This is a genomic window from Microbacterium sp. NPDC078814, assembly GCF_040702645.1.
Lineage (GTDB): Bacteria > Actinomycetota > Actinomycetes > Actinomycetales > Microbacteriaceae > Microbacterium.
On record NZ_JBFBLT010000008.1, the window covers coordinates 13598 to 39467 of the forward strand.

Here is a 25870-nt window from a genome sequence, read left to right on the forward strand (position 1 = left end):
GGCCCCCTCGAACGCCGGTCGATGAGCGACGAGGCTTTCGTGCGCCTGCAGGATGCCATCATCAGCGGCGAGCTCCAGCCCGGCGAGCGCCTGCGCGACTACGAGCTCGCCGAACGCCTCGGCACCTCGAAGACGCCGATCCGTCATGCCCTCGACCGCCTGGCCGACAACGGCCTCGTCGAGATGCAGCGCAATCGCTACACCCGCGTGGCTCCGATCGATCTGGAACGGGTGCGCAACGCCGTCGACCTGTTCGGCGACATCTGGATCGGCTCGGTCCGCCACGTCATGCCGGTGATCCAGGACGACGATGTGGCCTACCTCGTGGAGCTGGCCGACGACATGGCGGCGTCGGTGCAGGAGCGGGACATCATCGCGTTCGGTGCGGCGCTCCGCAGCGCGGCGACGGGTTTCGCCCGGATCGAGGGCAACGCCACGCGCGCCAACTCCATCGAGCGCCTCGGCCCGCAGATCCGCCGGTTCACCCAGCACGCGAAGGACGCCGTGGACTGGTCCGCCGTCGAGGAGTTCGTCGGTGCGATCCGCGAGGCGACGTCGGAGCGCGACGCGGTCAAGACCCGTGCCGTGCTGGTGACCTTCTTCGACGAGACGCTCCCGGCGATCATCGATCGGGCAGAGCAGTCGGGACTGGCCGAGATCTCGGAGTGATCCTGCGCTGACGAACGAGGGCGACCGCACACCGCGGTCGCCCTCGTCGCGTCCCAGGGCTACGGCGTGAGGCGATGGACGTCGCGCGGGAACAGCGTCACCTCGCGGACGTTGGCCGCCTCGACCAGGCGGCCCACCCAGCGCTCCAGTCCGATGGCGAAGCCGCCGTGCGGAGGCATCCCGTGCGCGAACGACTCCAGGTAGCCGGCGTACGCCGAGGGCGATTCTCCACGAGCCTCGATCGCAGCGACGACCTCGCTGTGCCGATGCAGACGCTGTCCACCGGTCACGAGCTCCAGACCGCGGAACAGGAGGTCGAAGCTGTTGCTCCCCTCCGCGTCGTCGGCCTGCGGATGCGTGTAGAACGGGCGCTTGCGCATCGGGTAGCCCTCGACGGCCAGCACGTCGCTGCCGAACGCCTCCTTCGCCCATGCCCCGAGCGCGCGCTCGTGCGCCGGGGAGAGGTCGGGCTCGTCGGCCGGAGCACCGACCCGGCGCAGCGCGTCGCGGAAGTGCACGACGGGGATGTCCTCGGGGATGACGGGGAGCGTCACGTCGAGCAGCGCGAGCTCTTCCGCGGCGTCGGCGCGGATGCCGTCGAGCATGCCGCGCAGCACGTCGCCGAGGAGGCGCAGGACGTCGCGGTGGTCGCGGATGAACCCGAGCTCGACGTCCAGCGACACGTACTCGGACAGATGCCGCACGGTGTCGTGGGGCTCGGCTCGGAACACCGGCCCCACCTCGTAGACGCGTTCGAACACGCCGACGAGCTGCTGCTTGTAGAACTGCGGGCTCTGCGCGAGGTACCCGGTCCTGCCGAAGTAGTCGACGGGGAACACGTTCGCCCCCGACTCGGTCACGGTGTCGACGATCTTCGGGGTCTGCACCTCGGTGAAGTCCGCGGCGTCGAGCACCCGGCGGAACGCGCGCACGCTCGCCGCGGCGATCTGCCAGGTCGCGCGGCGTGCGGGATGACGCCAGGTCACCGCCGCGTGGTCGAGCAGAGTCGGCAGGCTCGTCTCGAGCGTCGGGCGCCACAGCTCCACGACCGGCGGTGCGGCCGGCTCCGACAGGCTCTCGATCTGCGGGTCGACGATCTCGACGCCGCCGGGGGCCTGCGGGTTCGCGGCGACGGTCCCCGTCACGCGGACCACTGTCTCCTCCGGAGGGAGGCCATCCGCTGGATGCTCGGCGGAACGGACCACGACCTGTGCGAGGCCCGAACGGTCGCGGATGATCAGGAAGGCGACGGTGGCGAGTTCCCTCCGGCGATGGACGTGGCCGAGCAGGGTGACACGGCGGCCGGGGACGGCCTCGGCGAGCTCCGCGGCGAGAGTGCGGGCGGGGTCGGGTGTTCTCATTTCTCCTCCAGGTTGTGGGAGCCCTGGAGGTGTGGGCGGGGGCCAGATCGCGGTGCCACCACACCTTCGCCGGTGAGAAGCCGGCCTCTCGTCGGTACGCCGGACGCGCGGGGACCGCCTGCCCGGAGGCCGGGGGTCGTCACGCCCCGGCGGTCGCCGCGTCCAGTCTAGGGGCGTTCTCGGCAGATCCACAGAATCGCTCGGGCACCGTCTCGTACCCTGGATTATCCAAGGGGAGTACTCCGACACGGTCGGGTCGTCATTACGGATGCGTCTGCATCCCGGCCCACCGGTCCCGCTCGGGATGGGGAAGACTTTGGCGCTGTTCCGTCACGCCCGAGTCTGGAGTACCCGTTGGAAATCACCCCTTTGATCTGGGCCATCACGATCGCGGTCACCATCGCGTTCTTCGTGTACGAGTTCTTCGCGCACGTCCGCAAGCCGCACGAGCCGAGCATCGGCGAATCCGCACGCTGGTCGATCTTCTACATCAGCCTCGCGCTGCTCTTCGGCGTGGGCATCGGTCTGGTGTCCGGCTGGACCTACGGCGGCGAGTACTTCGCCGGCTACCTCACCGAGAAGGCGCTGTCGATCGACAACCTCTTCGTGTTCCTCATCGTGATGACGGGCTTCGCGGTGCCGAAGATCTATCAGCAGAAGGTGCTGATGATCGGCATCGTGATCGCGCTGATCCTCCGCGGCATCTTCATCGCCGTCGGTGCGACCCTCATCGAGAACTTCTCCTGGATCTTCTACGTCTTCGGCGCGCTGCTGCTCTTCCTCGCGTACCGCCAGGCCTTCAGCAGCCACGAGAGCAACCCCGCGAACGGCCGCTTCATGACGTTCGTCCGTCGCCACCTCCCCGTCAGCGAGGAGTACAACGGCGACAAGCTCACGGTCGTCCAGAAGGGCAAGCGCTACGTCACGCCGATGCTGCTGACGATCATCGCGATCGGCTTCATCGACCTCGTCTTCGCCGTCGACTCGATCCCCGCCATCTACGGCCTCACCGACCAGGCGTACATCGTCTTCACCGCGAACGCGTTCGCCCTGATGGGTCTTCGGCAGCTGTACTTCCTCATCGGCGGGCTGCTGGAGCGCCTGGTGTACCTGGCTCAGGGCCTCGCCGTCATCCTCGCGTTCATCGGCGTGAAGCTCGTGCTGCATGCCCTGCACGTCAACGAGGTGCCGTTCATCAACGGCGGCGAGCCGATGCTGTGGGCGCCCGAGATCCCGATCTGGTTCTCGCTGCTGTTCATCGCCGCGACCATCGCGGTCGCCACCGTCGCGAGCCTGATGAAGACGCGCCGGCACCGCAACGCCGTCTCTTCCTCGACCGATTCCACCCCCACCATCGACAAGGAGCACTCTTGAGCGCGCAGCGCTGTTCTGACTCTTCGGACTCTGACAGTACGAGCACCCGGTTCATCCCGGGTGCTCACCCCGCCACCGAGGAGGTCGCCCGCTGATGGGCGATCTGCTCTGGAACATCGGCCTCGTCCTGCTCTTCGTGCTGATCGGCGGTGTCTTCGCTGCGACGGAGATGGCCCTGGTCACGCTGCGTGAGAGCCAGCTCAACGCGATCGCCGCTCGCGGCCGTCGCGGAGCGAAGGTCGCCGCCCTGGCCCGCAACCCCAACACCTTCCTCTCGGCGGTGCAGATCGGCGTGACCGTGGCGGGCTTCGCGTCCGCCGCCTACGGCGCGACCTCGATCGCGCCGTCCGTCGCGCCGCTGCTGGAGGGCTGGGGTGTCGCGCCTCCGCTCGCGATGACGCTCGCCACGATCGTGCTGACGCTGATCATCGCGTACCTGTCGCTCGTGCTCGGCGAGCTCGTGCCGAAGCGGCTCGCGATCCAGCGCAACGCGCAGTTCGCGTACGCCGTGGCGCCGGCACTGAACGGCTTCGCGACCGTCATGCGCCCGGTGATCTGGCTGCTGTCGGTCTCGACGAACGCCCTCGTCCGCGTGCTCGGCGGCGACCCGCACAAGACGAGCGACGAGCTCACCGACGAGGAGGTGCGCGACATCGTGGCGACCCACCAGGGCCTGCCCGACGACGAGCGCCGCATCCTCGACGACGTGCTCTCCCTGCGCGGACGTCAGGTGAGCGAGGTCATGCGCCCGCGTCCCGAGGTCGTGGCGCTCGACGAAGCGGCGACCGTGGGGGCGGCGATCGAGCAGGTCCGCGAGCTGCCCTTCTCCCGGTACCCCGTGTCCCAGACGTCGATCGACGACATCACCGGCTTCGTGCACGTGCGCGACCTCTTCGAGGCTGCGGCCGACGATCCGGAGCGTCCGCTGCAGGGGCTCGTCCGCGACATCCCCTACATCCCGTCCACCGCGCGGGTGTTGCCCACCCTCACCCGGATGCGGGCGGAGGGACACCACATCGCGGTCGTCGTGGACGAGTACGGCGGCACCGATGGTCTCGTCACGCTGGAGGACCTCGTGGAGGAGGTCGTCGGCGAGATCTTCGACGAGTACGACGCCGAGGTCTTCATCTCCGCCGACGACGGCTTGGACGGGCGCCTCAACCTGCAGGACTTCGAGGAGGCGACGGGGCTCGCGATGCCCCGGGGGTCTTCCGACACGATCGCCGGATTCGTCACCGAGCAGCTCGGCCGTCTCGCCGTGGTCGGCGACACCGTCGAGGTGCCGGGCGCGACCATCCAGGTGGCCGAGGTCGATCGCCGCCGCATCGCACGCGTGCGCGTCTCGAAGCTCACCGATCCGGGTGCTGAGCGGGGCGTCGAAGACTGACGGACCGCCGGGTGGCGGGGCGCGTCAGTCGCGCGCTCCGCTGCCCAGCTCGCGAAGCCCATCGCTGAGGACCTCGGTCAGGAGCCGGGCGTAGCGGCCGTCCGGATCGAGGTCGGGGTCGAACACGGTGATGCTCGCCCCGATCGCCTGCGGGGCGAGGGCGCGCAGGAGTACGGTGAGCTCCGCGGCACCGAGGCCGCCCGGGTCCGGGCTGTCGACGGCGGGCATCACCGACGGGTCGAGCACGTCGACGTCGAGCTGCAGCCAGTAGCGACCGCCGGCGGACGCGGCGGTCTCAGCGGCGACCGCGTGGGCTCCGCGCGCCAGCACGTCGGCCGCCGGCGTGACGCGCGCGAGGAGGCCGCGGACCTCCGCCTGCTCCTCGTCGTCGTCGCGGTGCCCGATGTGGGCCGTGCGTGCGGGGGAGAAGTACGGCGCGAGTCCGTCGATGTCGGCGATCGCCGGCCAGTGCTCGCCGACGGCGGCCGCCAGCGCTTCGCCGGCCACGCTCGCGCACTCGTCGCTGTTGCCCGGGTGGCGGAAGTCGGTGTGTCCGTCGATGTGCACGAGGCCCGCGCCTCCACGGCGCTTCACGGCGATCCCGGCGCCGACGAGGATGCCGCAGTCGCCCCCGATCACGAGCGGGGCGCGGCCCTCGTCGAGGACCTCGCCGATGCGCGAAGCCAGGCGGAGGGAGTGGTCGACGAAGGCGGCCTCGTTCCGCACCCGGCCGGCGGGCCGCGTGGCGTCGTCGTCCACGTAGCGTCCGGCGAGCACGATGCCGCCGTCGCTCGCGCCCTGATCGGTGAAGCGCCGGAACAGCCCCGCCTCCCGGAACGCCTCCGGCGCCTTCGCGGAGCCGGGCACGCTGCCGGGCTCCGGAGGGCGCAGGCCGAGATTGCTGGGAGCCGACAGCAGTGTGATCATGCGCTCATCCTGCACCGGGCGTCCGACATCTCGACGCTCAGCGGATGGCGTAGACGGCGCTCCCCACGATCACCGCGATGACGGTCGTCCAGCCGATGATCGCGACGGCCTGCCACACGAGGATGCGCCCCTTGCCGATGCCGGACGCGGCGAGCATCGTGGCGGTGAAGTGCGTCGGCAGCAGCAGCGGTCCCAGCAGGCTCACCCCGGGGACGCCGTAGCGCTCGAACGCGCGCTGGAACTTCTCGCGGCGGGCGGACCCGCGTCCGGTCTCCACCGGGACGCCGTCGGCCTCCAGGCTCGTCCCGCCGCCCACCGTCACCGGCTGCTTCGCCCGCGAGCGGTCCACGATGGCTCGGCGGGCGCCCGCGCTGGCGAGCACCAGGATCGCGACGCAGAGGAAGTTGCCGACCATCGCGGCGATGGCCGCGACCACGGGCGGGATGCCGCCGAGGATGCCGATGCTCGCGGCACCCTCGCCTTCGACGAACGGCACCGCTCCGGCGAGGGCGACGATGAGGGGCTGGACGAGGTCGGGGACCTGGGCGACGAGGCTCTGGAAGGTCTCGATGAGGTTCATGGGGGAAGCTCCGGGTGTCGGTGCAGACGGTCTCTCCGTCGCGATGACCCCAGTCCAGTCGATGGCGGCCTGAGGCGGCAGTGCCGCCGCGTCATCGCTCTCCGTGCGGTTCGCACCCCGATCCCGTGACATGTGTCACGCCTCTATCGTGGGGAGCGTGAGCAGTCCTTCCCCCGCTTTCTCCGATTCCGGTCCCGGTGCCCGCCAGCTCGCCCGGGGCATCACCGCCACCTGGTGGTACACGGTCGGCGGGGTGGTCTTCATCGAGCTCATGCTGGTGGCCGCCTGGCTGGGCATCGCCGTGGCACTGGATCGCTCGGGCGTCGCGCTGCTCGTCGTGGGGGTCGGCGGGGTGCTCTGGGCGGCGTCGACCGTCCTGCTGCTGGTCGACTACCGTCATCGCGTCGACGCCGGGCCCGGGGTGGGCTGGGTGCGCTTGGCCGTGCCGACCGTCGTCGCCCTGATCTACGGCGGCGCGGCGGGGGCTCTGGTCGGCAGCTGGCAGCTCGCCGCGATGCCCGTGGTGCAGGTCTTCGTGCTGGTGAGCTGGCCCCGCGGGATCCGGGTGCGCGTGGCCGTGGCCGCGACCGTCGTGCTCGTCGCTCTCGCGCTGCTCGACTCGACTACCCCCCTCGGCTCCGAGGTCCCGGTGTGGGTGCCGGTGCTCTACGGAGTCATGCTGCCCGGGATGACCGTGAGCTCGCTGTGGTGGTGGGACGTGCTCGTGGCCCTCGATCGGGCACGTACCTCGGAGGCGCGACTGGCGGCGACGCAGGAGCGCCTGCGCGTGGCGACCGACGTGCACGACCTCCAGGGGCATCATCTCCAGGTGATCGCCCTGCAGCTCGAACTGGCGGAGCGCCTGCTGCCCACCGATCCGCAGGCGGGGATGGAGCAGCTCCGCGCCGCCAGGGCGAGCGTCGACGACGCGCGGCAGGGCACCAGAGACCTCGCCACGCGGTTCCGATCCGTGCCCCTCGGCGACGAGCTGGCGAACGCCCGAGACCTGCTCGTGGCCGCCGGGCTCACGGTGGAGGCGCGGATCCACCCGGATGCGGACGCGGCACCCGCGGCCGACCTCGGCCCGGTGATCCGGGAGACGACGACGAACGTCCTGCGGCACGGACGCGGCGGTCACGCGCGTCTGATCCTCGACCGGACGGCGGACGCCTGGCGGTACGAGGTCGCCAACGACGCCGACCCCGCGGCCGAGGACGGGGCGGGCGGCTCCGGGCTCGAGGGCGTCCGCCGACGGATCGGCGAGGCGGGCGGCACGTTCGAGCAGCGTCGGGACGCCGACGAGTTCGTCGTGACGGTCACCGTGCCCGCGCGGGCGGAGATCGTCCGATGATCCGGGTGCTGCTCGCCGACGACGAGGGCATGATCCGCTCCGCGCTCGCCGCCCTGCTGCGTCTCGAAGCCGACATCGACGTCGTCGCGGAGTGCGCGGACGGCGAGGAGGCCGTCGCCGCCGCCGTCCGGCTCGAACCCGACGTGTGCCTGCTCGATCTGGAGATGCCGGGACTCGACGGCGTGCAGGTCGCCGAGAGGCTCAACCGCACGATCGCGACCCGCTGCATCGTCGTCACCCGGCACGCCCGCCCCGGGGTGCTCCGGCGGGCGCTCGCCTCCGGCGTGTCCGGGTTCGTGCCCAAGTCGCGAGGTGCGGACGAGCTCGCCGCGATCATCCGCCGCGTCGCGGCCGGCGCCCGGTACGTCGACCCGGAGATCGCCGCGGATGCGCTGAGCGACGAGCGGTCGCCGCTCACCGATCGGGAGCTGGATGTGCTCCGCGCCGGGCGTCGGGGGGAGACCACGGGACAGATCGCGCGGGCGCTCGCGCTGGCGCCGGGGACGGTGCGCAACCACATCTCCGTCATCCTCGGGAAGCTCTCGGTGAGCACGCGTCAGCAGGCCGTGCTCGTCGCCGAGGAGCGCGGCTGGATCTGACCGTCGTCACGCGTCCGTTTCGGTCGTCACGGCCTGCGAGAATGGAGGCGCCGAGTCCCGAGCCGAGGAGCACACGTGCCGTTCATCTCCACCCGCGGCGGCATGCAGCCGCAGTCGTTCAGCGAGACGCTGCTGGAGGGCCTGGCGCCCGACGGCGGCCTGGCCGTCCCCGACGTCATGCCCGAGGTCGACGGCGAGACGCTCGAGCGCTGGCGGGCCCTGACCTATCCTCAGTTGGCGACCGAGGTGCTCGCCCTCTTCGCGACCGACATCCCGCGGGAGGACCTCGCCCGGATGACGGCGGCGGCGTACGCGGACTTCCCGGACGGCGTCGTCCCGCTGCGTCGCGTGGACGACGACCTCACGCTGGTCGGCCTCTCCGAGGGCCCGACGCTGGCGTTCAAGGACATGGCCATGCAGTTCCTCGGGCAGGTGCTGGAGTACACGCTCGAGCGCCAGGGCTCGGTCCTCAATATCCTCGGTGCCACGTCGGGTGACACCGGCTCGGCCGCGGAGCATGCCCTGCGCGGCAAGGAGCGCGTCGCGGTGTTCATGCTGTCGCCGCAGGGCCGGATGAGCGCGTTCCAGCGAGCGCAGATGTTCTCGCTCGACGACGCGAACGTGCACAACATCGCGGTGGAGGGCGTCTTCGACGACTGCCAGAACCTCGTGAAGAAGCTCGCCGGCGACCTCGACTTCAAGCGCGCACAGCACCTGGGCGCCGTGAACTCGATCAACCTCGCCCGCATCACCGCGCAGACGGTCTACTACTTCTGGGCGTGGCTGCGCGCGACCGACGCCGGCGGCTGGGCCGAGGTGTCGTTCACCGTCCCCTCGGGGAACTTCGGCAACATCCTCTCCGGATTCTTCGCGAAGCAGATGGGGCTGCCGATCCGACGCCTCGTCCTGGCCGCGAACGAGAACAACGTGCTCGACGAGTTCTTCCGCACGGGGGTGTACCGCCCCCGCAGCGCCGCCCAGACCCTCGCGACCTCGAGCCCGTCGATGGACATCTCGAAGGCCTCGAACCTCGAGCGCTTCATCTTCGAGCTCGTCGACCGCGATCCGGCGCGAGTGGTCGGCGCGTGGGACGACCTGGAGGCCCAGGGCTTCTTCGACTTCTCGGCCGAGCAGCCGCGCTTCGCGGAGGAGTTCGGCATCGTGAGCGGCACCTCGACGCACGAAGATCGGCTCGCGACCATCCGCGACGTGTACGAGGCCTCCGGCGAGGTGATCGACCCGCACACCGCCGACGGCGTGAAGGTCGCGCGGGAGTACGTCGAGCCCGGAGTGTCGATGCTGGTGCTGGAGACGGCCAAGCCGGAGAAGTTCGCCGAGACCATCCACGAGGCCATCGGGGTCGAGCTGGCGTACGCCCCCGAGCTGCGCGCCATGCTCGACGCCCCCCAGCACGTGACCGAGATGCCCGACGACGAGCACGCTCTCCGCGCCTTCATCGAGGAGAACGCCCTCCACTGACCCGCGAGACCCCGCTTTCGCGCCGAAACCCCCTATCCCGGACGCCGGAGACAGGGGGTTTCGACGTGAACCCGGGGTCTCGGCGACATTGGGGGAGGGGGAGAGGGGAGAGGGGGTGGGCAGTGTGCACAGAGGGAAGGGGGATCGGGGCGGAGTGCACATGTCGGGGAGGGGACGGGGGTGAGTACCGTGGCGGGCAACCCGTATCCTCCTCCCGAAGGACTCCCCATGGCACGCACGGCGCACGCAGACGACTTCGCGCTCTCCCGAGTGACTCCCGAGGCCCGCAAGCCCTGGTTCGGAATCGCCGTCCAGCGATTCGGACAGGTCTCCGCCCTCTCGCAGTTCCTCCTCGGCGCGACCCTCGGTTACAGCATGACCTTCGGCGAGGCCGTCCTCGCCTTCCTGTTCGGCTCGCTCATCCTCGAGGTGATCATGTGCGTGGTCGGCTTCATCGGCCAGCGCGAGGGCCTGAACACCGCGCTCCTCGCCCGCTGGACGGGCTTCGGCGAGATCGGCGCCTCGCTCGTCGGCCTCGCGATCGGCATCAGCCTCATCGGCTGGTTCGGCATCCAGTCCGCCATCTCCGCGCAGTCGCTCGACGCGCTCATGCCCGGGGCCCTGCCGGTCTGGGCGTGGAGCCTCATCTTCGGCCTCGCCGTCACCGCGATCGTCGCCTTCGGCTTCGTCGGGATGCAGTGGCTCGCGAACATCACCGTGCCGCTGTTCCTGATCCTCGTGGGGTGGTCCGTCATCTCCGAGCTCACCCGCCACGACATCGGCGAGCTGCTCACCGGCCCCGCCCCCGGCCCGACCATGAGCGTCTGGGCGGGCACCGGCATCGTCGCCGGCGGTCTCATCGTCGGCGCGATCATCACGGGCGACATGACCCGCTTCAACCGCTCCCGCACCGACGTCGTCAAGCAGACGGTGCTGGGCGTCTCCCTCGGCGAGTTCGTGATCGGCCTCGCCGGCGTGCTTCTCGCCCACGCGGCGGCGACCGGCGACATCGTCGCCATCGTCACCTCGTCCGTCGGGTTCGTCGGCCTGTTCATCGTCCTCACCGGCACGCTGAAGATCAACGACTGGAACCTGTACTCCTCCACGCTCGGCCTGGTGAACTTCATCTCCACCGCCTTCGGGAAGAACCTCCACCGCGTCACCACGACCATCGTCCTCGGCGTGGTGGGATCGGTGCTTGCGGCGGTCGGCATCCTCGGCCAGTTCACCGAGTTCCTCGTCGTGCTCAGCGTCGCGTTCCCGCCGATCGCCGGGATCATGGTCGCCGAGTACTACGTGGTGCGCCGCTGGCGTCCCGAGCTCGACGCGACCCGCGAGGCCGGCACCCTGCCCGGCACCGCGCCCCGGATCGTCCCGGCCACGATCGTCGTCTGGCTGGTGTCCTCGCTGGTCGGCTACTTCGTGACCTGGGGCATCCCCTCGCTGCTCAGCCTCTTCCTGTCGATGGTGCTCTACATCGTCGCCGGCAAGCTCGGCTGGGTGCGCGGCGTCGGCGTCGCGACCACCCGGCAGGCGGACCCCGTCGACAGCGCCCCCGCCGCGGTCTGAGCAGACCCGCCGGACACGAACCACCTCCACGAAAGCGAGCATCATGCACATCGGCATCGACGTCGGCGGCACCAACACCGACGCCGTCCTCATGGACGGCACCCGCACCCTGGCCGGGGTCAAGCACTCCACGACCCCGGACGTGACGAGCGGGATCGTCCAGGCCATCGCAGACCTCCGTGCGAGGCACTCCTTCGAGGGCGGCGACATCGACGCGGTGATGATCGGCACGACGCACTTCATCAATGCGCTCGTGCAGGCGAGCCGGCTCGCTCCGGTCGCGGCCCTTCGACTCGGCCTGCCCGCGACGCGCGCGCTGCCGCCGCTGATCGACTGGCCGGAGGTTCTCGTCGCGGCCACCCAGGCACGCAGCTACCTGGCGCACGGCGGCTACGAGTTCGACGGCCGCCCGATCTCGCCGCTCGACCCCGACGAGATCCGCGCGCACGCCGAGGACATGAAGGCGAACGGCATCCGCTCGGTGGCCATCTCGTCGGTGTTCAGCCCGGTCAACCACGACCTCGAAGTGCAGGCGGCCGAGATCGTCGCCTCGGTGCTCGGAGAGGACGCCGCCATCTCGCTGTCGCATGAGATCGGCCGCATCGGACTGCTGGAGCGCGAGAACGCGACGATCATCAACGCCGCCCTCCGCGAGCTCGCGTCGGAGATCGTCGACGGGCTCACCTCGGCGGTCCGTGCGCAGGGCATCGAAGCGCCGATCTTCCTCAGCCAGAACGACGGCACGCTCATGGACGAGGACTACGTGCGCCGGTACCCGGTCGCGACCTTCGCCTCCGGCCCCACCAACTCGATGCGCGGGGCGGCGGCCACCAGCGGCCTCGTCGACTGCGCCGTCATCGACGTGGGCGGCACCACCGCCGACATCGGCCTGCTCATCAACGGCTTCCCCCGGGAGACGGCGAACGAGGTGAAGGTCGCCGGCATCCGCACGAACTTCCGCATGCCGGATGTGCTCTCCCTCGGCATCGGCGGTGGCAGCATCGTCGACGAGGAGACGGCCGAGGTGGGTCCGGCCTCGGTCGGATACCGGCTGACGACGGAGGCTCTGGTCTTCGGCGGCTCGACCCTCACGGCCACCGACATCGCGGTCGCCGCCGGTCGTGCGCAGGTGGGGGATCCCGCCAAGGTCGCGCACCTCGACCCCGCGTTCGTGGAGCGCGTGCTCGCCCGCATCGCGGAGCGCGTCGCGGAGGCGGTGGACCGCATGCGCACGTCGCCGGAGCCCATCGCGGTCGTGGCCGTCGGCGGCGGGTCCATCCTGCTGCCCGACGAGCTGCCCCTGTTCGGCACCGTCCATCGCCCGGAGAACTATGCGGTCGCGAACGCCATCGGCGCCTCGATCGCCCAGGTCGGCGGCGAGATCGACAAGGTCTACGCGATCGAGCCGGGCCGTCGCGACGAGACGATCGCCGAGGTGCGCGCCGAGGCCGTCGACAAGGCCATCGCGGCCGGCGCCAAGCCCGCGACGGTGTCGATCATCGACTTCGACGAGGTCCCCATCCCGTATCTTCCCGGCAACGCGACGCGCATCCGCGTGAAGGCCGTCGGCGACCTCGACATGGGGGCCTGACATGAGCACGACGATCACCGCCGCCGACATCGACGGTCTCGCCCGCGGCGCGGCCGTGCTCGGCACCGGAGGAGGCGGCGACCCGTACATCGGCGCGCTCCTCGCCCGCCAGGCCCTCGCCTCGGGAGACGTCACGGTCGTGGCGCTCGACGAGGTGCCGGACGACGCCCTCGTGCTGTTCGTCGCCATGATGGGCGCGCCCACCGTCATGGTCGAGAAGCTGCCGAGCCTCGCGGAGGTCATCGAGCCGGTCAAGGCGCTCGGGATCCACCTCGGCCGCCCGGTCACCCACATCGCCTGCGCCGAGGTCGGCGGCGTGAACTCGACGATCCCGATCGCCGCCGCCGCCGCGCTCGGGCTGCCGCTCGTCGACGCGGACGGCATGGGTCGCGCCTTCCCCGAGCTGCAGATGGTGCTCCCGACGCTGTACGGCGTGACGGCCTCGCCGCTCGCCTTCAGCGACGAGAAGGGGAACACGGGCGTGCTGCAGACCGCCGACAACTCCTGGACCGAGCGCATCGCCCGCGTCGCGTGCGTCGAGATGGGCTGCTCCGTCATGATCTCCGGCTTCTCGATGTCGGGTGCCGCCGCACGCCGGTCGCTGGTGGCGGGATCGCTGTCCCGATGCATCGACATCGGTCAGCGGATCGCGGAGGCCCGCGAGGCGAAGACCGACCCGGTCGCCGCCGTCGTGGAGCTCCTCGGCGGTCGCGAGCTGTTCGGTGGCAAGGTCGCCGACGTGAACCGGGCCACGACGACCGGCTTCGCGCGCGGTCGGGCACGGATCGACGGAGAGAGCGGAGCCTCGCTGACGCTGCAGTTCCAGAACGAGCACCTCGTCGCGGAGGCGGACGGGCGGGTGCTGGCGACCACCCCCGACCTCATCATGGTCCTCGACGGCGAGTCGGGGGAGCCCGTCACGACCGAGGGGCTGCGCTACGGCCAGCGCGTCCGCGTGATCGCCGCTCCCGCTGACGAGCGCTGGCACTCGGACGCGGCTCTCGCGATGGTCGGCCCGGGGTACTTCGGCTACGACATCCCGGCGCACCGGTTCGACGGCACGGTCTCCGCCGGAGACGCCGCGGCAGGGGCCGCCGCATGAGCTGGGAGCTGACCGCGGCAGACCTGCCCGACCTCGCCCGCGGCGCCACGCTGCTCGGCACCGGCGGCGGGGGCGACCCCTACATCGGCAAGATGCTGGTGGAGCGGGTGCTCGGCGACGGGGCGATCACGATCCTCGACCCGGACGACCTCGCCGACGACCTCTTCGTCATCCCGACCGCGCAGATGGGGGCGCCGACGGTGATGGTCGAGAAGATCCCCGCCGGCACCGAACCCACCCTCGCCCTGCGCACCCTGGAGGACCACCTGGGACGCCGGGCCGATGCCACCATGCCGATCGAGTGCGGGGGGATCAACTCGATGATCCCGCTCATCGTCGCCGCGGAGACCGGTCTTCCGGTCGTGGACGCGGACGGCATGGGCCGGGCGTTCCCCGAGCTGTCGATGGAGACCTTCGCGGTCTACGGCGTGCACGGCTCGCCGCTCGCGCTCGCCGGAGAGCGCGGGGAGCGCGTCGTCATCGACACGGGAGACGACGATCGTCAGATGGAGTGGCTCGCCCGCGGCATCACGATCCGGCTGGGTGGCGTCGGTCACATCGCCGAGTACGCCATGACCGGGGCCGACGTGAGGCGCACGGCGGTGCCGCGCACCATCTCGATGGCTCTCGCCCTGGGCCGAGCGATCCGGCTCGCCCGGGACGAGCACCGCTCGCCGTTCGAGGCGATCGCCGCGACGCTCGCGACCACGCTCTACCCGCATGTGCGCGAGCTCTGCGTCGGGAAGGTGGTGGATGTCGAACGACGGACCACCGAGGGTTTCGCGAAGGGGCGGGCGGTCATCGCTCCGCTCGGCGCCGCGGAGGACGACACGTTCGAGATCGCCTTCCAGAACGAGAACCTCACCGCGCGGCGGGGTGGACGGCTCGTCGCGATCGTTCCCGATCTCATCTGCGTCGTCGATCACGAGACCGCCGAGCCCATCACCACGGAGGGACTCCGCTACGGTCAGCGCGTCCGGGTGCTCGGCATCTCGACGCCGGCGATGATGCGCACCCCCGAGGCTCTGGCCGCCTTCGGGCCGTCCGCCTTCGGCCTGACCGAGAAGTTCGCTCCCGTCGAGGGGATGGCCGCGTCCTAGGCTGGATCCCATGAGGCTGGAGCGGGACGACCTGGAGGCGCTCGCCCGCGGGTACGCCCTGCTCGGCTCCGGCGGCGGCGGGTCCACGACGATGCTCGAACTCATCCTCGGCACCACCGCGCCCTGGCCCCTCGACGTCGCGCCGGTGGACGCGCTGGACCCCGCCACGCCCTGTCTCGGCGTGGCCTTCGTCGGGTCGACGATGCTGCTCGGCGAGCGGATGCCCGGTGCCGCGCCCTTCGCCCCGCTGCTGCGGGCGGTGGAGAGATGGCTCGGGCATCCCGTCCCGGCGGTGTGCTCGCTCGAGGGTGGGGGGATGAACGGCCTCGCGCCGCTCACTCTGGCCGGATCGCACACCGTGGTGGACGCCGACTGCACGGGGCGTGCGGTGCCGGGACTCGATCAGATGTCGCTGTTCGTCGACCGCGTGCCGGGACTGGTCTTCGCGTGCGAGACCGGGGCCGACGGGGTGGCGCTCGTGGAGGCGACGAGGGCGATCGATGCGGAGCGTGTGGTGCGTTCGGCCATCATCCAGGCCGGAGGCGTCGGCTGCGCCGTTCTCGCCGGCTTCACCGTCGGCGATCTGCGCGAGCACGCCATCGCCGACCACCTCGCCCGCGCGCTCGCCCTCGGCCGCAGCTTCCTGGTGCACCGGGCGGCACCGCTGCCGGTCCTCGCCGAGGTGCTCGGGGGGACGCTGCTCGCCGAGGGCCGCATCGTGACCACCGCGTCCTCCGCAGCCGACCCGCACGTGAACGCGGTCGAGATCGCCGGACTCGGCGGAGCGGTGCACCGCATCGTCACCCGGTCCGAGACCCTCGCGGTGCTCACCGACGGCCTGCTGGTGGCCGCGGCGCCCGAGATCATCGTCCTCCTGGATGCCGTGTCCCGAGACGTCCTCGAAGTCACCGAGCTGGCCCCCGGGCGCACCGTGGCGGCCCTCGCCCTCCCCGCTCCCGCATGGTGGAACGCCCGCCCCGAGCGTCGGGCCCGGGTGGTGCCTTCCGCCTACGGGCTCGTCGATCTGGACGCGGCGTGAGCGGGGCGCTCGCGCTGCCGGCGCTGCTGGCGCAGGAGGAGAACGGCGTCCTCCGCCACGTCGCGGGCCCGCGGGATGTCGCGTGGGACGCGGTGGTGGTGGAAGCCGGCGAGTCCGACCTGCCCGACGAGGGCATCGGCCGGCTCGCGATCCTCACGTCCGGGGCGCCGGTCGCCACCTGGCAGCAGGACGCGATGCTGCGCCGGGTCCGTGACCGCGGGTTCACGGGGCTCGCGCTCCCCGGCGCCGCCGGTGTCGACCCCGGGGCGCTCCGCCTCGCGGACCGGATCGGTCTCGCCCTGCTCGACGTCGAGAGGCCGGTCCAGCTCGCCCGCGCCTGCTGGATGCTCATCGAGGCCCGCGACGCTCTGACGCTCACGCGGGTGCGCAAGGTCGCGCAGTCGTTCGAGTACGCCGCCGACGACCTCGGCGACCTGCTCGGACACCTCGCGGCGAACCTCGGTCTGGGCGTCGCCCTCGTCGACGCCGCGGGAGTGCTCCGTGAAGCCGGCGGACACCTGGACGCCGAACTGCACGCGGCGATCCGCTTCGACGCGTGGAGCGACAGTGCCAGGGCGGGGGAGGGCACGGCCGCCTCGGTGCGGGTGGACAGCCCCGGCCGGTCCGGTCTGCGTCTCGTCCTGTTCGGCCACGGCTTCGGAGAGGCACAGCTGCGGTCGCTCCTGGTGGCCGCGGAGGTCGCCATGCCCGCGGTGGCCGCCCGCATCCTCATCGACGAGATCGCGGCCGTCAACGACGTCGCGGCATCGTCGGGCCTGCTGCGGGACTTCGTCGAGCTCCGCGGAGCCGCCGATGCCGATGTGGAACGGCGCATGGCGGAGCGGGGGTGGCGCACCGGCGGGCATCACCTCGGCTTCCGCATGGTGGCGCGCAGCCGGGTGGAGCCGCTCGCACTTCTCCGTGCGATCAGGCCCGGCCTCAGCGCGATCGACGCCGAGGCGCACGCGACCACGGCGGGTCGAGGCCTCAGCGGCTGGCTCTCGTTCGCTGAGGCCCCGGGGCCCGATCGCATCGAGCGGGCCGTGACGGCACTGCGCGACCTCCACCTCACGGCACTGCGCGACTTCGCCGTGGCGACCGGGGTGGGCTCGGCGCAGACCGGGCCGGAAGGACTGGCGGCGACCCTCGACGAGGCCGGCGACGCCGCACGGATCGCCGCGGCCCGGTCGGCCACCGGATGGTTCGTCCGCGTCGACAGCCTCGGGCTCGAACAGCTCCTGCTCGCCTGGACCGGCAACGACACCTTCGTCCCGGCCGCGCAGTCGCTGCTCGCCCCTCTGGCCGAGGGGAACGGGGAACTGCTCAGGACCCTGTCGGCCTACCTCGACCACGAGTCCGGCATCGCGGCCACCGCGGCCGCTCTCGGGCTGCATCGCAACACGGTGGCCGTACGGATCCGCCGGGTCCAGGAGCTCCTCGGGATCGACATGAACGACCCCGAGGCGCGACTGGCGCTGCATCTCGCGTGCCGGGCGGTGCTGCCGGGCTGAGCCCGGAGCACACCGTCCGGGGTCACTCCGGGTCGCCGTGCAGCATCCAGGCGATCCCGAAGCGATCGACGAGCATCCCGAACGTCCCGCCCCACGGCGGCACATCGAGCGGCATCGTGATCGTGGCGCCTTCGGAGAGGCAGTCCCACACCTGCTGGGTGACCTCCTGGGTGTTGCCGCTCAGGGACACGGAGACGCCCTGCGGCTTCTCGTAGGTCATGCCCTCCGGGGTGTCCGAGGCCATGAGCACGAGGCCGTCGGGGGTCGTGAGCTGCGCATGCATCACGAGGTCCTTCTGGCTCGGATCCTGCACCATGTCGGGGAAGTCGCCGAAGACCGTGATGTCGAGATCTCCGCCGAGGACTCCCCGGTAGAACTCCATGGCCTCGCGGGCCTCGGTGCGGAAGGACAGGTAGGGATTGAGGTTCGCCATGCGTGCTCCTGGTCGCTCGACTGCTGGAAGACCCCCGCCCCTCCTCAGTCTGCGCGCGCCGGCACCGCCTCGGCAAGCCATTCTGTGAACGTCTGCGTCCCGCGCACGGCATCCGGTCCCGGCAGCGCCTTCCCCGCGCGCATCCCCGCCATCTGCGGGCCGGGCACGTTCAGCGCCGGGATCCAGCCTCGGTACCCGATGCGCCGAGCGTACGCCCGCACCATGTCGGCGAGCTGCTCTTCGCGGGGGCCGGCGAAGTCAGGCACTCGACCCTGCGCGTCCCCGATCGCGAGCGTGACGAGCCGCTCCGCGACCTCGCGGGCCGCCACCGGCTGCGTGCGCGCACGCGGGGCGAGATGCAGCGGCCCCGCCTTCGCGCGCGCGAACATCTGCGCGGCGAACTCGTGGAACTGCGTGGCGCGGAGGATCGTGGAGGGGACGGCGGACGCGGAGACCAGCTTCTCCTGGGCCACTTTGCCCGCGTAGTAGTCGTAGGGGATCCGGTCGATGCCGACGATGGAGAGCAGGACGACGTGTCCCACGCCGGTGTCCGCGGCGGCGGCGAGGAGGTTCCCGGTGGCGGCGGTGAAGAACTCGATCGCCGTGCTCGCCTTCAGGGTCTCGACGCTCACGACATCGATCACGGCATCGGCTCCGGTCAGCGCCGCCTCCAGCCCGCGCCCGCTGACCAGATCGACGCCGTGCGAACGACTGAGCACGACGGCCTCATGACCGGCGCTCCGGACGGCCTCCACCGTGGGCGTGCCGACGACGCCGGTCCCTCCTGCGACGACGATCCTCATGCGTCGATCCTCACTCCCGATCCAGCCCGAACGTGCGCTTCACGAGCGCCTGCACATCACGGTCGAGCCCGTCGATGCGGGCGTTGACGCCGTCGATGCGCGTGCCGACCGCGTCGAAGCGGATGTTGACCCCATCGAAGCGCGCGGTCATCTCGTTCCGCAGGCCGCCGATCTCGCTGCGGAGGACGCGGGTGAACAGCGTCGAGACGACCGTGAGCATGCCCATCATCAGCGCCGTGAACGCGCCGATCATGGTCCAGACCTGCGCACCGTCCATGGTTTCCATCCCCTCATCGTGGCACCGGATCCTTCAGCCTGCCAGCATCCTGGCGGACGCCACGCCCGTCCCCTCGCGCTCTGTGGAGACACCGGAGATCGCGGGGATTGGGGAGGAAGGGCCGGGTGAGGATCCCTCCTCACCCGGCCCTCGGTCAGTCGCCCTTCACGTTCACGAGCTGTCGCAGCGTGTGCCGGATCCGCACCAGGCTCGCCGCATCCTCCATCACCCGATCGATGGGCTTGTAGGCCTGGGGGATCTCATCGATGAAGGCGTCGGTGTCCCGGAACTCGATGCCGGCCATCGCCTCCCGCAGCTGCGCGTGGGTGAACGTCTTCCGCGCCGCGGACCGCGAGTACTCCCGCCCGGCACCGTGCGGGGAGGAGTTCAGCGACAGCGGGTCGCCGAGCCCCTCCACCACGTACGATGCCGTGCCCATCGACCCGGGGATGAGTCCGGGCCGACCCGCGTCCGCCTGGATCGCGCCCTTGCGGGACACCCAGACGCGCTTTCCGAAGTGCATCTCCGACTCCGTGAAGTTGTGGTGGCAGTTGATCCGCTCCTCCTCCTCGACCGGAGCGCCGAGGAAGTCGGAGAGCTGCCGGATGACGCGGTCCATCATCTCCTCGCGGTTCAGCAGCGCGAAGTGCTGTGCCCACCGGAGCTCGCGGATGTAGCGCGTGAATTCCGGCGTGCCCTCGACGAGGTAGGCCAGGTCGGGGTCGGGCAGGTCGATCCACCACTGCTTCGCCAGCCGCTGCGCGACCGCGATGTGGTGCCCGGCGATCTTGTTGCCCACGCCACGGGACCCGGAATGCAGGAACAGCCAGACCCGGTCGAGCTCGTCCACCGACACCTCGATGAAGTGGTTCCCCGAGCCGAGCGTGCCGAGCTGGAGCCGCCAGTTCTTCGCGTAGCCCTCGGGGTCGAACTCGGCCGCACGTGCTCGCTCCTCCAGCTCGGCGATGCGCGGTGCGGCCGTCGCCACGACCTTGTTGTTGTAGCGCCCGGCGGACAGCGGGATCGCGCGCTCGATCTGCTCCCGGAGCGCGGCGAGGTCGCGCCCGTCGACGTCGTCCTTCGTGAACGGCGTGCGGACGGCGATCATGCCGCAGCCGATGTCGACGCCGACGGCCGCGGGGATGATCGCGCCGAGCGTCGGGATGACAGACCCGACGGTCGCGCCCTTGCCGAGGTGCGCATCCGGCATCAGCGCCAGGTGCGGGTGGATGAACGGCATGCGTGAGGTGGTGCGGGCCTGATCGAGGGTCTTCTCATCGATCAGGGACGCCCACGACAGCAGCCGCGCGGAGAGCCTCTCCATGATTCCTTTCCTTGTGGTGGTGTCCGGCCACAGGTCAGGGAGTCTTCCGACGGAAAACGCCCCGGACCTGACGGTGCGGGGCGTTGCGAGAGCGGATGCTGTCACACGGCGCGCGCCGGAGGGTACGACTCGTCGCGGTCATTGCGCTTCTGCGGAAGCGGCAATGCCACGTTCTGGGGAAGATTCCGCGGGGCGGTCATCCGTCGTCTCCTCGGCTGGTGTGCGGCGCCGGTCGGCACAGCCTTGCCACCCTAGGCGGCGACACGCCCGGGCGTCAAGCGTCCTTCGGCGGGTTGTACATGAACTCGAGCCGGATGCCGTCGGCGTCCTCGACGAAAGAGGCGTAGTACCGCTCGCTGTACCGCGGATACTCCTTCGGCTCGCGCACCGCGGTCCAGCCGGCGTCGAGAGCGAGGTCGTGGAGTCGGTCGACCTCGGCGCGCGACGGCACCGCGAAGGCCATGTGCTGCCAGCCGACGCGGCCGTGGCGGTGAGGGGTGGAGTCGTCGTCCCACGTGTAGAGGATGATCTCGGTCTCGTCGCCGGTGTGCCAGGAGATCGAGTGATCGTCCTCCCCACCGAGCTCGTAGCCGAGCGCGGTGAGCACGGGATGGAACTGCGCGCGTCCGCGCTCCAGGTCGGCGACGGTGATGCCCAGGTGATCGAGGAGAGCCATGCGCCCAGTCTGTCAGCGCAGCGGTCGCCTGTCAGTGCGGAGCGTGGTATTCGGCTTCGCCGCGCTTCCAGTAGCCCTTCACGACGGCGTTCGCGCTGTCTACGCCCCAGCGTGCGAGCAGGGCCCGGCCGGGCTTCACGATGGACTGCTCGGCGGCGATGAACACGAACGGGTCGTCTCCCACGACGTCGTCCGCGGTCAGCGCGTCGAGGAAGGCGATCAGCGCGGAGCCGGCCGGCGCGTCGCCGCGGTGCAGCCACTCGACAGGCACCGGAGCGTCGATCTCGATCTCGCGGCCGGCCGACACCGTCTCGATGACGATGCGTGCGGGGGTGCCGGCGGGGATGAGGGCGGCGAAGCGACGGATCGCGGGGATGGCGGTCTCGTCGCCGACGAGGAGCCATGATCCCGGCTCTCCGGTGAGGACGGCGGCGCCGCGCGGCCCGCCGACGCCGATGGTCGACCCGAGCGGGGCGTTCGCGGCCCACGGGGCGGCCACGCCCTGATCGCCGTGCACGGCGAACTCCACGTCGAGCCAGTCGTCACCCCAGGCGAGGGGCGTGTACTCGCGGCTCGGGGAGGCCCGCAGCTCCTCCACCGAGTCCACGGGGCCGCTCGGGAAGAAGAGCCGCATGTGGTCGTCGGAACCCGGGGAGTCGAAGCCGGCGAGGTCGGGCCCGGACAGGCGGACGCGCACGAAGTCCGGAGCGAGCCATTCGCGGGCGCTCAGCGTGACGTTGCGGAAGCGCAGCTCGAGGCCGCGACGCTCGATCGAGAAACCGGATTTCGTATCGCTCATAAAGTAAGGCTAACCTAAAAACCGACGCGGTCGGCTCGCCCGCCCGTCGGACCGGCGCCCCACGAGGGCGCACACATCCCCGCAGAACAGGAGTCTCTCCATGTCCGTGCCCAGAACCCTCACCGCCACGAGCGTCGCTCTCGTCGGCCTGCTCGCCCTCTCCGGCTGCGCGTCCGGCGGCGAAGCCGAACCCGAAGAGACGACGGCGGAATCGGGGACCGTGACCATCGAGGACAACACCGGCACGCACGAGATCAGCACGCCGCCGGCCTCGGTCGTCGCTCTGGACAACCGGACCTTCCAGACCCTCTCCGACTGGGGCATCGAGCTCTCCGCCGGCGCGGTCTCCCTCATGCCGGAGACCGTCTCCTACGTGAAGGACGAGGACATCGTCGACATCGGCCTGCACTCCGAGCCCGACCTCGAGGCCATCGTCGCCGCCGACCCCGACCTCATCATCAGCGGCCAGCGGTTCACGCAGCACAACGAGGCCATCGTCGAGCTCGTCCCTGACGCCACGATCATCGACCTGGAGCCGAGGGACGGCGAGCCCTTCGACGAGGAGCTCAAGCGGCAGACCACCGCCCTGGGCGAGATCTTCGGCAAGCAGGACGAGGCCCAGAAGCTCGTCGAGGAGTTCGACGCCGCTGTGGACCGCGCGAAGGCGGCCTACGACGACGCCGACACCGTCATGGCGGTGAACACTTCGGGCGGGCAGATCGGCTACCTCGCTCCGACCGTCGGCCGCTCGCTGGGACCGATCTACGACATGCTCGGCCTCACGCCGGCACTGCAGGTCGACGACGCGACCGACGACCACCAGGGCGACGAGATCTCGGTCGAGGCGATCGCCGCCTCGAACCCCGACTGGATCCTGGTGCTCGACCGGGATGCCGTGTTCGCGGCGGAGACGCCGGACTACGTGCAGGCGGCGGAGATCATCGAGAGCTCCGAGGCGCTCGCCGGCGTGACCGCCGTGAAGGACGACCAGATCGTCTACATGCCCACGGACACCTACCTGAACGAGAGCATCCAGACGTACACGACGTTCCTCAACGACCTCGCCGACGCGCTCGAGAAGAGCGCCGACAAGTAAGGGCTGTGCGGCGGCGTCCCGACCGGGGCGCCGCCGCCGGCATCCCCCATGACCTCTCCTCTCCTCACATCGACATCGCGATCGTCCGCACGGCTGTTCGATCCGAAGCTGCTCATCGGCGTCCTCGTCGTGGCGGCGCTCCTGGTGATCTCGCTCTTCACCGGCGTGTACGACATCGCCGGCGCGGACGACGGCGCGCAGATGTTCCAGATCACCCGCGTTCCCCGCACGATCGCGCTGGTGCTCGCCGGCGCGGCGATGGCGATGGCCGGCCTCGTCATGCAGCTGCTCACGCAGAACCGCTTCGTCGAGCCGACCACCACCGGGACCACGGAGTGGGCGGGACTCGGGCTCCTCGCCGTGATGGTGCTCGTGCCGCAGCCCTCGCTTCCGCTGCGCATGGCCGGAGCCGTGCTCGCCGCGTTCGTCGGCACGATGGTGTTCTTCGCGTTCCTCCGCCGCGTCGCGTTGAAGTCGTCGCTCATCGTGCCCATCGTCGGCATCATGCTGGGCGCGGTGGTCGGCGCCATCACGACCTACTTCGCCCTCGCCACGAACTCGCTGCAGATCATCGGCGTCTGGTTCGCGGGCAGCTTCACGTCGGTCATGCGCGGCCAGTACGAGATGCTGTGGATCGTCGCCATCATCGGCGTCATCGTCTTCCTCGTGGCCGACCGGCTGACCATCGCCGGGCTGGGGGAGGAGATCGCCACCAACGTCGGGGTGAACTACAACCGGATGATCCTGCTCGGCACCGCGCTGATCGCGGTGACGACCGGCGTGGTGACCGTCGTCGTCGGCAACCTCCCCTTCCTGGGGCTCATCGTCCCGAACATCGTCTCGATGGTCCGTGGTGACGACCTGCGCAGCAATCTGCCGTGGGTGTGTCTTCTCGGCATCGCGATCGTCACCGTCTGCGACATCATCGGGCGGACGATCATCATGCCGTTCGAGGTGCCGGTGTCGCTGATCCTCGGTGTCGTCGGCGCGGTCGTGTTCGTGCTCCTCCTCCTTCGGCAGCGTCGTCGTGGCTGAGGCGACGATGACGGCGACCACGGCCCCGCGGACGACGCGGTCGGCCGGGGCGTTCACGACCGCACGGGCGCGCCGCCGCTACATCGTCGTGCTGGTGGTGCTCGGCGTGATCGCCCTCGGTTCCGCCTTCGGTCTCCTCGCCTGGGACAACCCGCTCCCCGTCGGCACCCCCGGCTTCTGGCGCATCGCGCAGCACCGCGCGACCGCCGTGGTCGTGATGGCGCTCGTCGCGGTCGCCCAGGCCGTCGCCACGGTGAGCTTCCAGACGGTCACGAACAACCGGATCATCACTCCCTCGATCATGGGCTTCGAGTCGTTGTACCGCGTCGTGCAGACCACGACCGTGTACCTCTTCGGGGTGGCGGGCCTGGTGGCGATCCAGGGCGTCGGCCAGTTCGCCCTCCAGGTGCTCGTCATGGTCGGGCTCGCCGTCGTGCTCTACGGGTGGCTGCTGTCGGGCCGATACGGCAACCTCCAGATCATGCTGCTCGTGGGCATCGTGATCGGGGGAGGCCTCGGGGCGATCGCCACCTTCATGCAGCGGCTGCTCACCCCCAGCGAGTTCGATGTGCTCGCCGCCCGGCTGTTCGGCAACGTCTCCAACGCCGACCCTTCGTACCTCCCGCTCGCGGTCCCGCTCGTGATCGCGGCGTCCGCCCTGCTGTGGCTGCGGTCCCGGCGGTTGAACGTGCTCGCGCTCGGTCCCGATGCCGCGCGATCGCTGGGGCTCGACCACCGCAGGGAGCAGTTCCTCGTCCTGACGCTCGTCGCCGTGCTGATGGCCACCTCCACCGCCCTGGTCGGACCGATGACCTTCCTGGGCTTCCTCGTGGCGACGCTCGCCTACCAGTTCGCCGACACGCACGACCATCGGCTGATCTTCCCGGTCGCCGTCCTCACCGCGTTCTCGATCCTGGCGGGGGCGTACTTCGTCATGAAGAACGTCTTCTACGCGCAGGGCATGGTGTCGATCCTCATCGAGATCGTGGGCGGCACCGTCTTCCTCATCGTCATCCTCCGAAAGGGCAGACTGTGATCGCACTCGACGGCGTCCGCCGTGACTACAGCAGCGAGGTGGCGATCGGCCCCGTCGACCTCCGTATCCCGACCGGCGGCATCACCGCCCTCATCGGGCCGAACGGTGCGGGCAAGTCGACGCTCCTGACCATGATCGGCCGGCTGAACGGGATGGACGCCGGAGCCATCGAGATCGCCGGGCTCGACGTCGCCTCCACGAAGTCGAAGGATCTGGCCAAGGTGGTCTCGATCCTCCGCCAGGAGAACCACTTCGTGACCAGGCTCACCGTGCGCCAGCTCGTGGGCTTCGGCCGCTTCCCGCACTCCCAGGGGCGGTTGACGAGGGCCGACGAGGGGGTCATCAGCCAGGCCATCGACTTCCTCGATCTGGGGACGCTCGAGGGGCGCTACCTCGACGAGCTCTCCGGAGGACAGCGGCAGCGGGCCTACGTGGCCATGGTCCTCGCGCAGGACACGGAGTTCGTGCTGCTGGACGAGCCCCTCAACAACCTCGACATGCGGCACGCCGTGCAGATGATGAAGCACCTGCGGCGGGCGGCGGAGGAGCTCGGGCGCACGATCGTCATCGTGCTGCACGACATCAACTTCGCCGGGCACTACGCCGACCACATCTGCGCCATGAAGGACGGCCGGGTGGTGGAGTTCGGCCCGCCGGCGGAGATCATGACGGACGACGTGCTGAGCCGGGTGTTCGACACCCCGGTACAGGTCGTGGAGGGCCCGTCCGGCCCCCTCGCCGTCTACTACTGA

25 protein-coding genes are annotated in these 25870 nt (G+C 70.6%); 16 read left to right on the top strand and 9 right to left on the bottom strand.

The annotated features are described in order from the left end of the window. The first annotated feature begins 21 nt into the window (after window positions 1-21). Window positions 22-669 carry a GntR family transcriptional regulator gene (locus tag AB0300_RS15010; RefSeq protein WP_062635627.1) on the top strand — a complete coding sequence of 216 codons (648 nt, stop codon included), beginning with the start codon at window positions 22-24 and terminating at the stop codon, window positions 667-669. A 59-nt stretch (window positions 670-728) separates the two neighbouring features. Here AB0300_RS15010 and aspS read toward each other — a convergent pair whose 3' ends face one another. Next, entirely contained in the window at window positions 729-2030 is a 1302-nt protein-coding gene (gene aspS, locus AB0300_RS15015; protein ID WP_366216313.1) for an aspartate--tRNA(Asn) ligase, read from the bottom strand. Window positions 2031-2384: 354 nt separating this feature from the next. Here aspS and AB0300_RS15020 point away from each other — a divergent pair, with 354 nt between their 5' ends. Both AB0300_RS15020 and AB0300_RS15025 read left to right on the top strand, forming a co-directional pair. Then, the gene (locus AB0300_RS15020; RefSeq protein WP_126894364.1) at window positions 2385-3404 is read left to right on the top strand and encodes a TerC family protein; all 1020 of its coding nucleotides are present in this window, start codon (window positions 2385-2387) and stop codon (window positions 3402-3404) included. A gap of 94 nt (window positions 3405-3498) precedes the next feature. After that, window positions 3499-4791, top strand: coding sequence for a hemolysin family protein (locus AB0300_RS15025; RefSeq protein ID WP_366216314.1), 1293 nt, complete (start codon window positions 3499-3501; stop codon window positions 4789-4791). 24 nt (window positions 4792-4815) lie between these two features. Here the strand turns inward: AB0300_RS15025 and AB0300_RS15030 are convergent, their stop codons facing one another. Both AB0300_RS15030 and AB0300_RS15035 read right to left on the bottom strand, forming a co-directional pair. Then, on the bottom strand, window positions 4816-5718 hold the full coding sequence (locus AB0300_RS15030) for an arginase family protein (RefSeq protein ID WP_366216315.1): 903 nt from the start codon (window positions 5716-5718) through the stop codon (window positions 4816-4818). A gap of 37 nt (window positions 5719-5755) precedes the next feature. After that, window positions 5756-6298: a small multidrug efflux protein gene (locus AB0300_RS15035; RefSeq protein WP_136051293.1), complete on the bottom strand. Its 543-nt coding sequence runs from the start codon at window positions 6296-6298 to the stop codon at window positions 5756-5758. 157 nt (window positions 6299-6455) lie between these two features. Here AB0300_RS15035 and AB0300_RS15040 point away from each other — a divergent pair, with 157 nt between their 5' ends. The 9 genes from AB0300_RS15040 to AB0300_RS15080 all read left to right on the top strand — a co-directional run bounded on the left by AB0300_RS15040 (window position 6456) and on the right by AB0300_RS15080 (window position 17639). Then, window positions 6456-7649 (top strand): histidine kinase, encoded by a 1194-nt coding sequence (locus tag AB0300_RS15040; protein WP_366216316.1) that lies wholly within the window; start codon window positions 6456-6458, stop codon window positions 7647-7649. Beyond that, on the top strand, window positions 7646-8248 hold the full coding sequence (locus AB0300_RS15045; protein WP_025104505.1) for a response regulator transcription factor: 603 nt from the start codon (window positions 7646-7648) through the stop codon (window positions 8246-8248). The genes AB0300_RS15040 and AB0300_RS15045 overlap by 4 nt, the downstream gene beginning before the upstream one ends. A 75-nt stretch (window positions 8249-8323) precedes the next feature. Next, window positions 8324-9727 (top strand): threonine synthase, encoded by a 1404-nt coding sequence (thrC, locus tag AB0300_RS15050; protein ID WP_366216317.1) that lies wholly within the window; start codon window positions 8324-8326, stop codon window positions 9725-9727. A gap of 228 nt (window positions 9728-9955) precedes the next feature. Further along, entirely contained in the window at window positions 9956-11296 is a 1341-nt protein-coding gene (locus tag AB0300_RS15055) for a cytosine permease (RefSeq protein ID WP_366216318.1), read from the top strand. Window positions 11297-11339: 43 nt separating this feature from the next. Beyond that, window positions 11340-12887 carry a hydantoinase/oxoprolinase family protein gene (locus AB0300_RS15060; protein WP_366216319.1) on the top strand — a complete coding sequence of 516 codons (1548 nt, stop codon included), beginning with the start codon at window positions 11340-11342 and terminating at the stop codon, window positions 12885-12887. A gap of 1 nt (window position 12888) precedes the next feature. Next, window positions 12889-13989, top strand: a complete 1101-nt coding sequence (locus tag AB0300_RS15065) for a DUF917 domain-containing protein (RefSeq protein WP_366216320.1) — start codon at window positions 12889-12891, stop codon at window positions 13987-13989. Next, window positions 13986-15089 (top strand): DUF917 domain-containing protein, encoded by a 1104-nt coding sequence (locus tag AB0300_RS15070; protein ID WP_366216321.1) that lies wholly within the window; start codon window positions 13986-13988, stop codon window positions 15087-15089. The genes AB0300_RS15065 and AB0300_RS15070 overlap by 4 nt, the downstream gene beginning before the upstream one ends. Window positions 15090-15099: 10 nt before the next feature. Continuing rightward, window positions 15100-16128: a DUF917 family protein gene (locus AB0300_RS15075; RefSeq protein WP_025104499.1), complete on the top strand. Its 1029-nt coding sequence runs from the start codon at window positions 15100-15102 to the stop codon at window positions 16126-16128. Beyond that, on the top strand, window positions 16125-17639 hold the full coding sequence (locus tag AB0300_RS15080) for a helix-turn-helix domain-containing protein (RefSeq protein ID WP_174235394.1): 1515 nt from the start codon (window positions 16125-16127) through the stop codon (window positions 17637-17639). The genes AB0300_RS15075 and AB0300_RS15080 overlap by 4 nt, the downstream gene beginning before the upstream one ends. 22 nt (window positions 17640-17661) lie before the next feature. Here the strand turns inward: AB0300_RS15080 and AB0300_RS15085 are convergent, their stop codons facing one another. The 6 genes from AB0300_RS15085 to AB0300_RS15110 all read right to left on the bottom strand — a co-directional run bounded on the left by AB0300_RS15085 (window position 17662) and on the right by AB0300_RS15110 (window position 21951). Then, window positions 17662-18072 (bottom strand): VOC family protein, encoded by a 411-nt coding sequence (locus AB0300_RS15085; protein ID WP_366216322.1) that lies wholly within the window; start codon window positions 18070-18072, stop codon window positions 17662-17664. A gap of 44 nt (window positions 18073-18116) precedes the next feature. Continuing rightward, entirely contained in the window at window positions 18117-18875 is a 759-nt protein-coding gene (locus AB0300_RS15090) for an NAD(P)H-binding protein (protein ID WP_366216323.1), read from the bottom strand. A 10-nt stretch (window positions 18876-18885) separates the two neighbouring features. Next, window positions 18886-19161: a hypothetical protein gene (locus AB0300_RS15095; protein WP_366216324.1), complete on the bottom strand. Its 276-nt coding sequence runs from the start codon at window positions 19159-19161 to the stop codon at window positions 18886-18888. A 145-nt stretch (window positions 19162-19306) separates the two neighbouring features. Continuing rightward, on the bottom strand, window positions 19307-20476 hold the full coding sequence (locus AB0300_RS15100; RefSeq protein WP_366216325.1) for an RtcB family protein: 1170 nt from the start codon (window positions 20474-20476) through the stop codon (window positions 19307-19309). A 274-nt stretch (window positions 20477-20750) separates the two neighbouring features. Further along, window positions 20751-21152 (bottom strand): VOC family protein, encoded by a 402-nt coding sequence (locus tag AB0300_RS15105; RefSeq protein WP_025104493.1) that lies wholly within the window; start codon window positions 21150-21152, stop codon window positions 20751-20753. A gap of 31 nt (window positions 21153-21183) precedes the next feature. Continuing rightward, the gene (locus tag AB0300_RS15110; protein ID WP_025104492.1) at window positions 21184-21951 is read right to left on the bottom strand and encodes a siderophore-interacting protein; all 768 of its coding nucleotides are present in this window, start codon (window positions 21949-21951) and stop codon (window positions 21184-21186) included. Window positions 21952-22051: 100 nt separating this feature from the next. Here AB0300_RS15110 and AB0300_RS15115 point away from each other — a divergent pair, with 100 nt between their 5' ends. The 4 genes from AB0300_RS15115 to AB0300_RS15130 are packed head-to-tail and all read left to right on the top strand — an operon-like array spanning window position 22052 to window position 25870. Continuing rightward, a complete protein-coding gene (locus AB0300_RS15115; protein WP_366216326.1) occupies window positions 22052-23047 on the top strand; it encodes an ABC transporter substrate-binding protein in 996 nt (331 codons plus the stop codon). 48 nt (window positions 23048-23095) lie between these two features. Beyond that, window positions 23096-24082, top strand: a complete 987-nt coding sequence (locus AB0300_RS15120; RefSeq protein ID WP_025104490.1) for an iron chelate uptake ABC transporter family permease subunit — start codon at window positions 23096-23098, stop codon at window positions 24080-24082. A gap of 7 nt (window positions 24083-24089) precedes the next feature. Beyond that, complete coding sequence (locus AB0300_RS15125) at window positions 24090-25118, top strand: iron chelate uptake ABC transporter family permease subunit (protein WP_025104489.1); 1029 nt, start codon at window positions 24090-24092, stop codon at window positions 25116-25118. Beyond that, on the top strand, window positions 25115-25870 hold the full coding sequence (locus AB0300_RS15130; RefSeq protein WP_366216327.1) for an ATP-binding cassette domain-containing protein: 756 nt from the start codon (window positions 25115-25117) through the stop codon (window positions 25868-25870). The genes AB0300_RS15125 and AB0300_RS15130 overlap by 4 nt, the downstream gene beginning before the upstream one ends.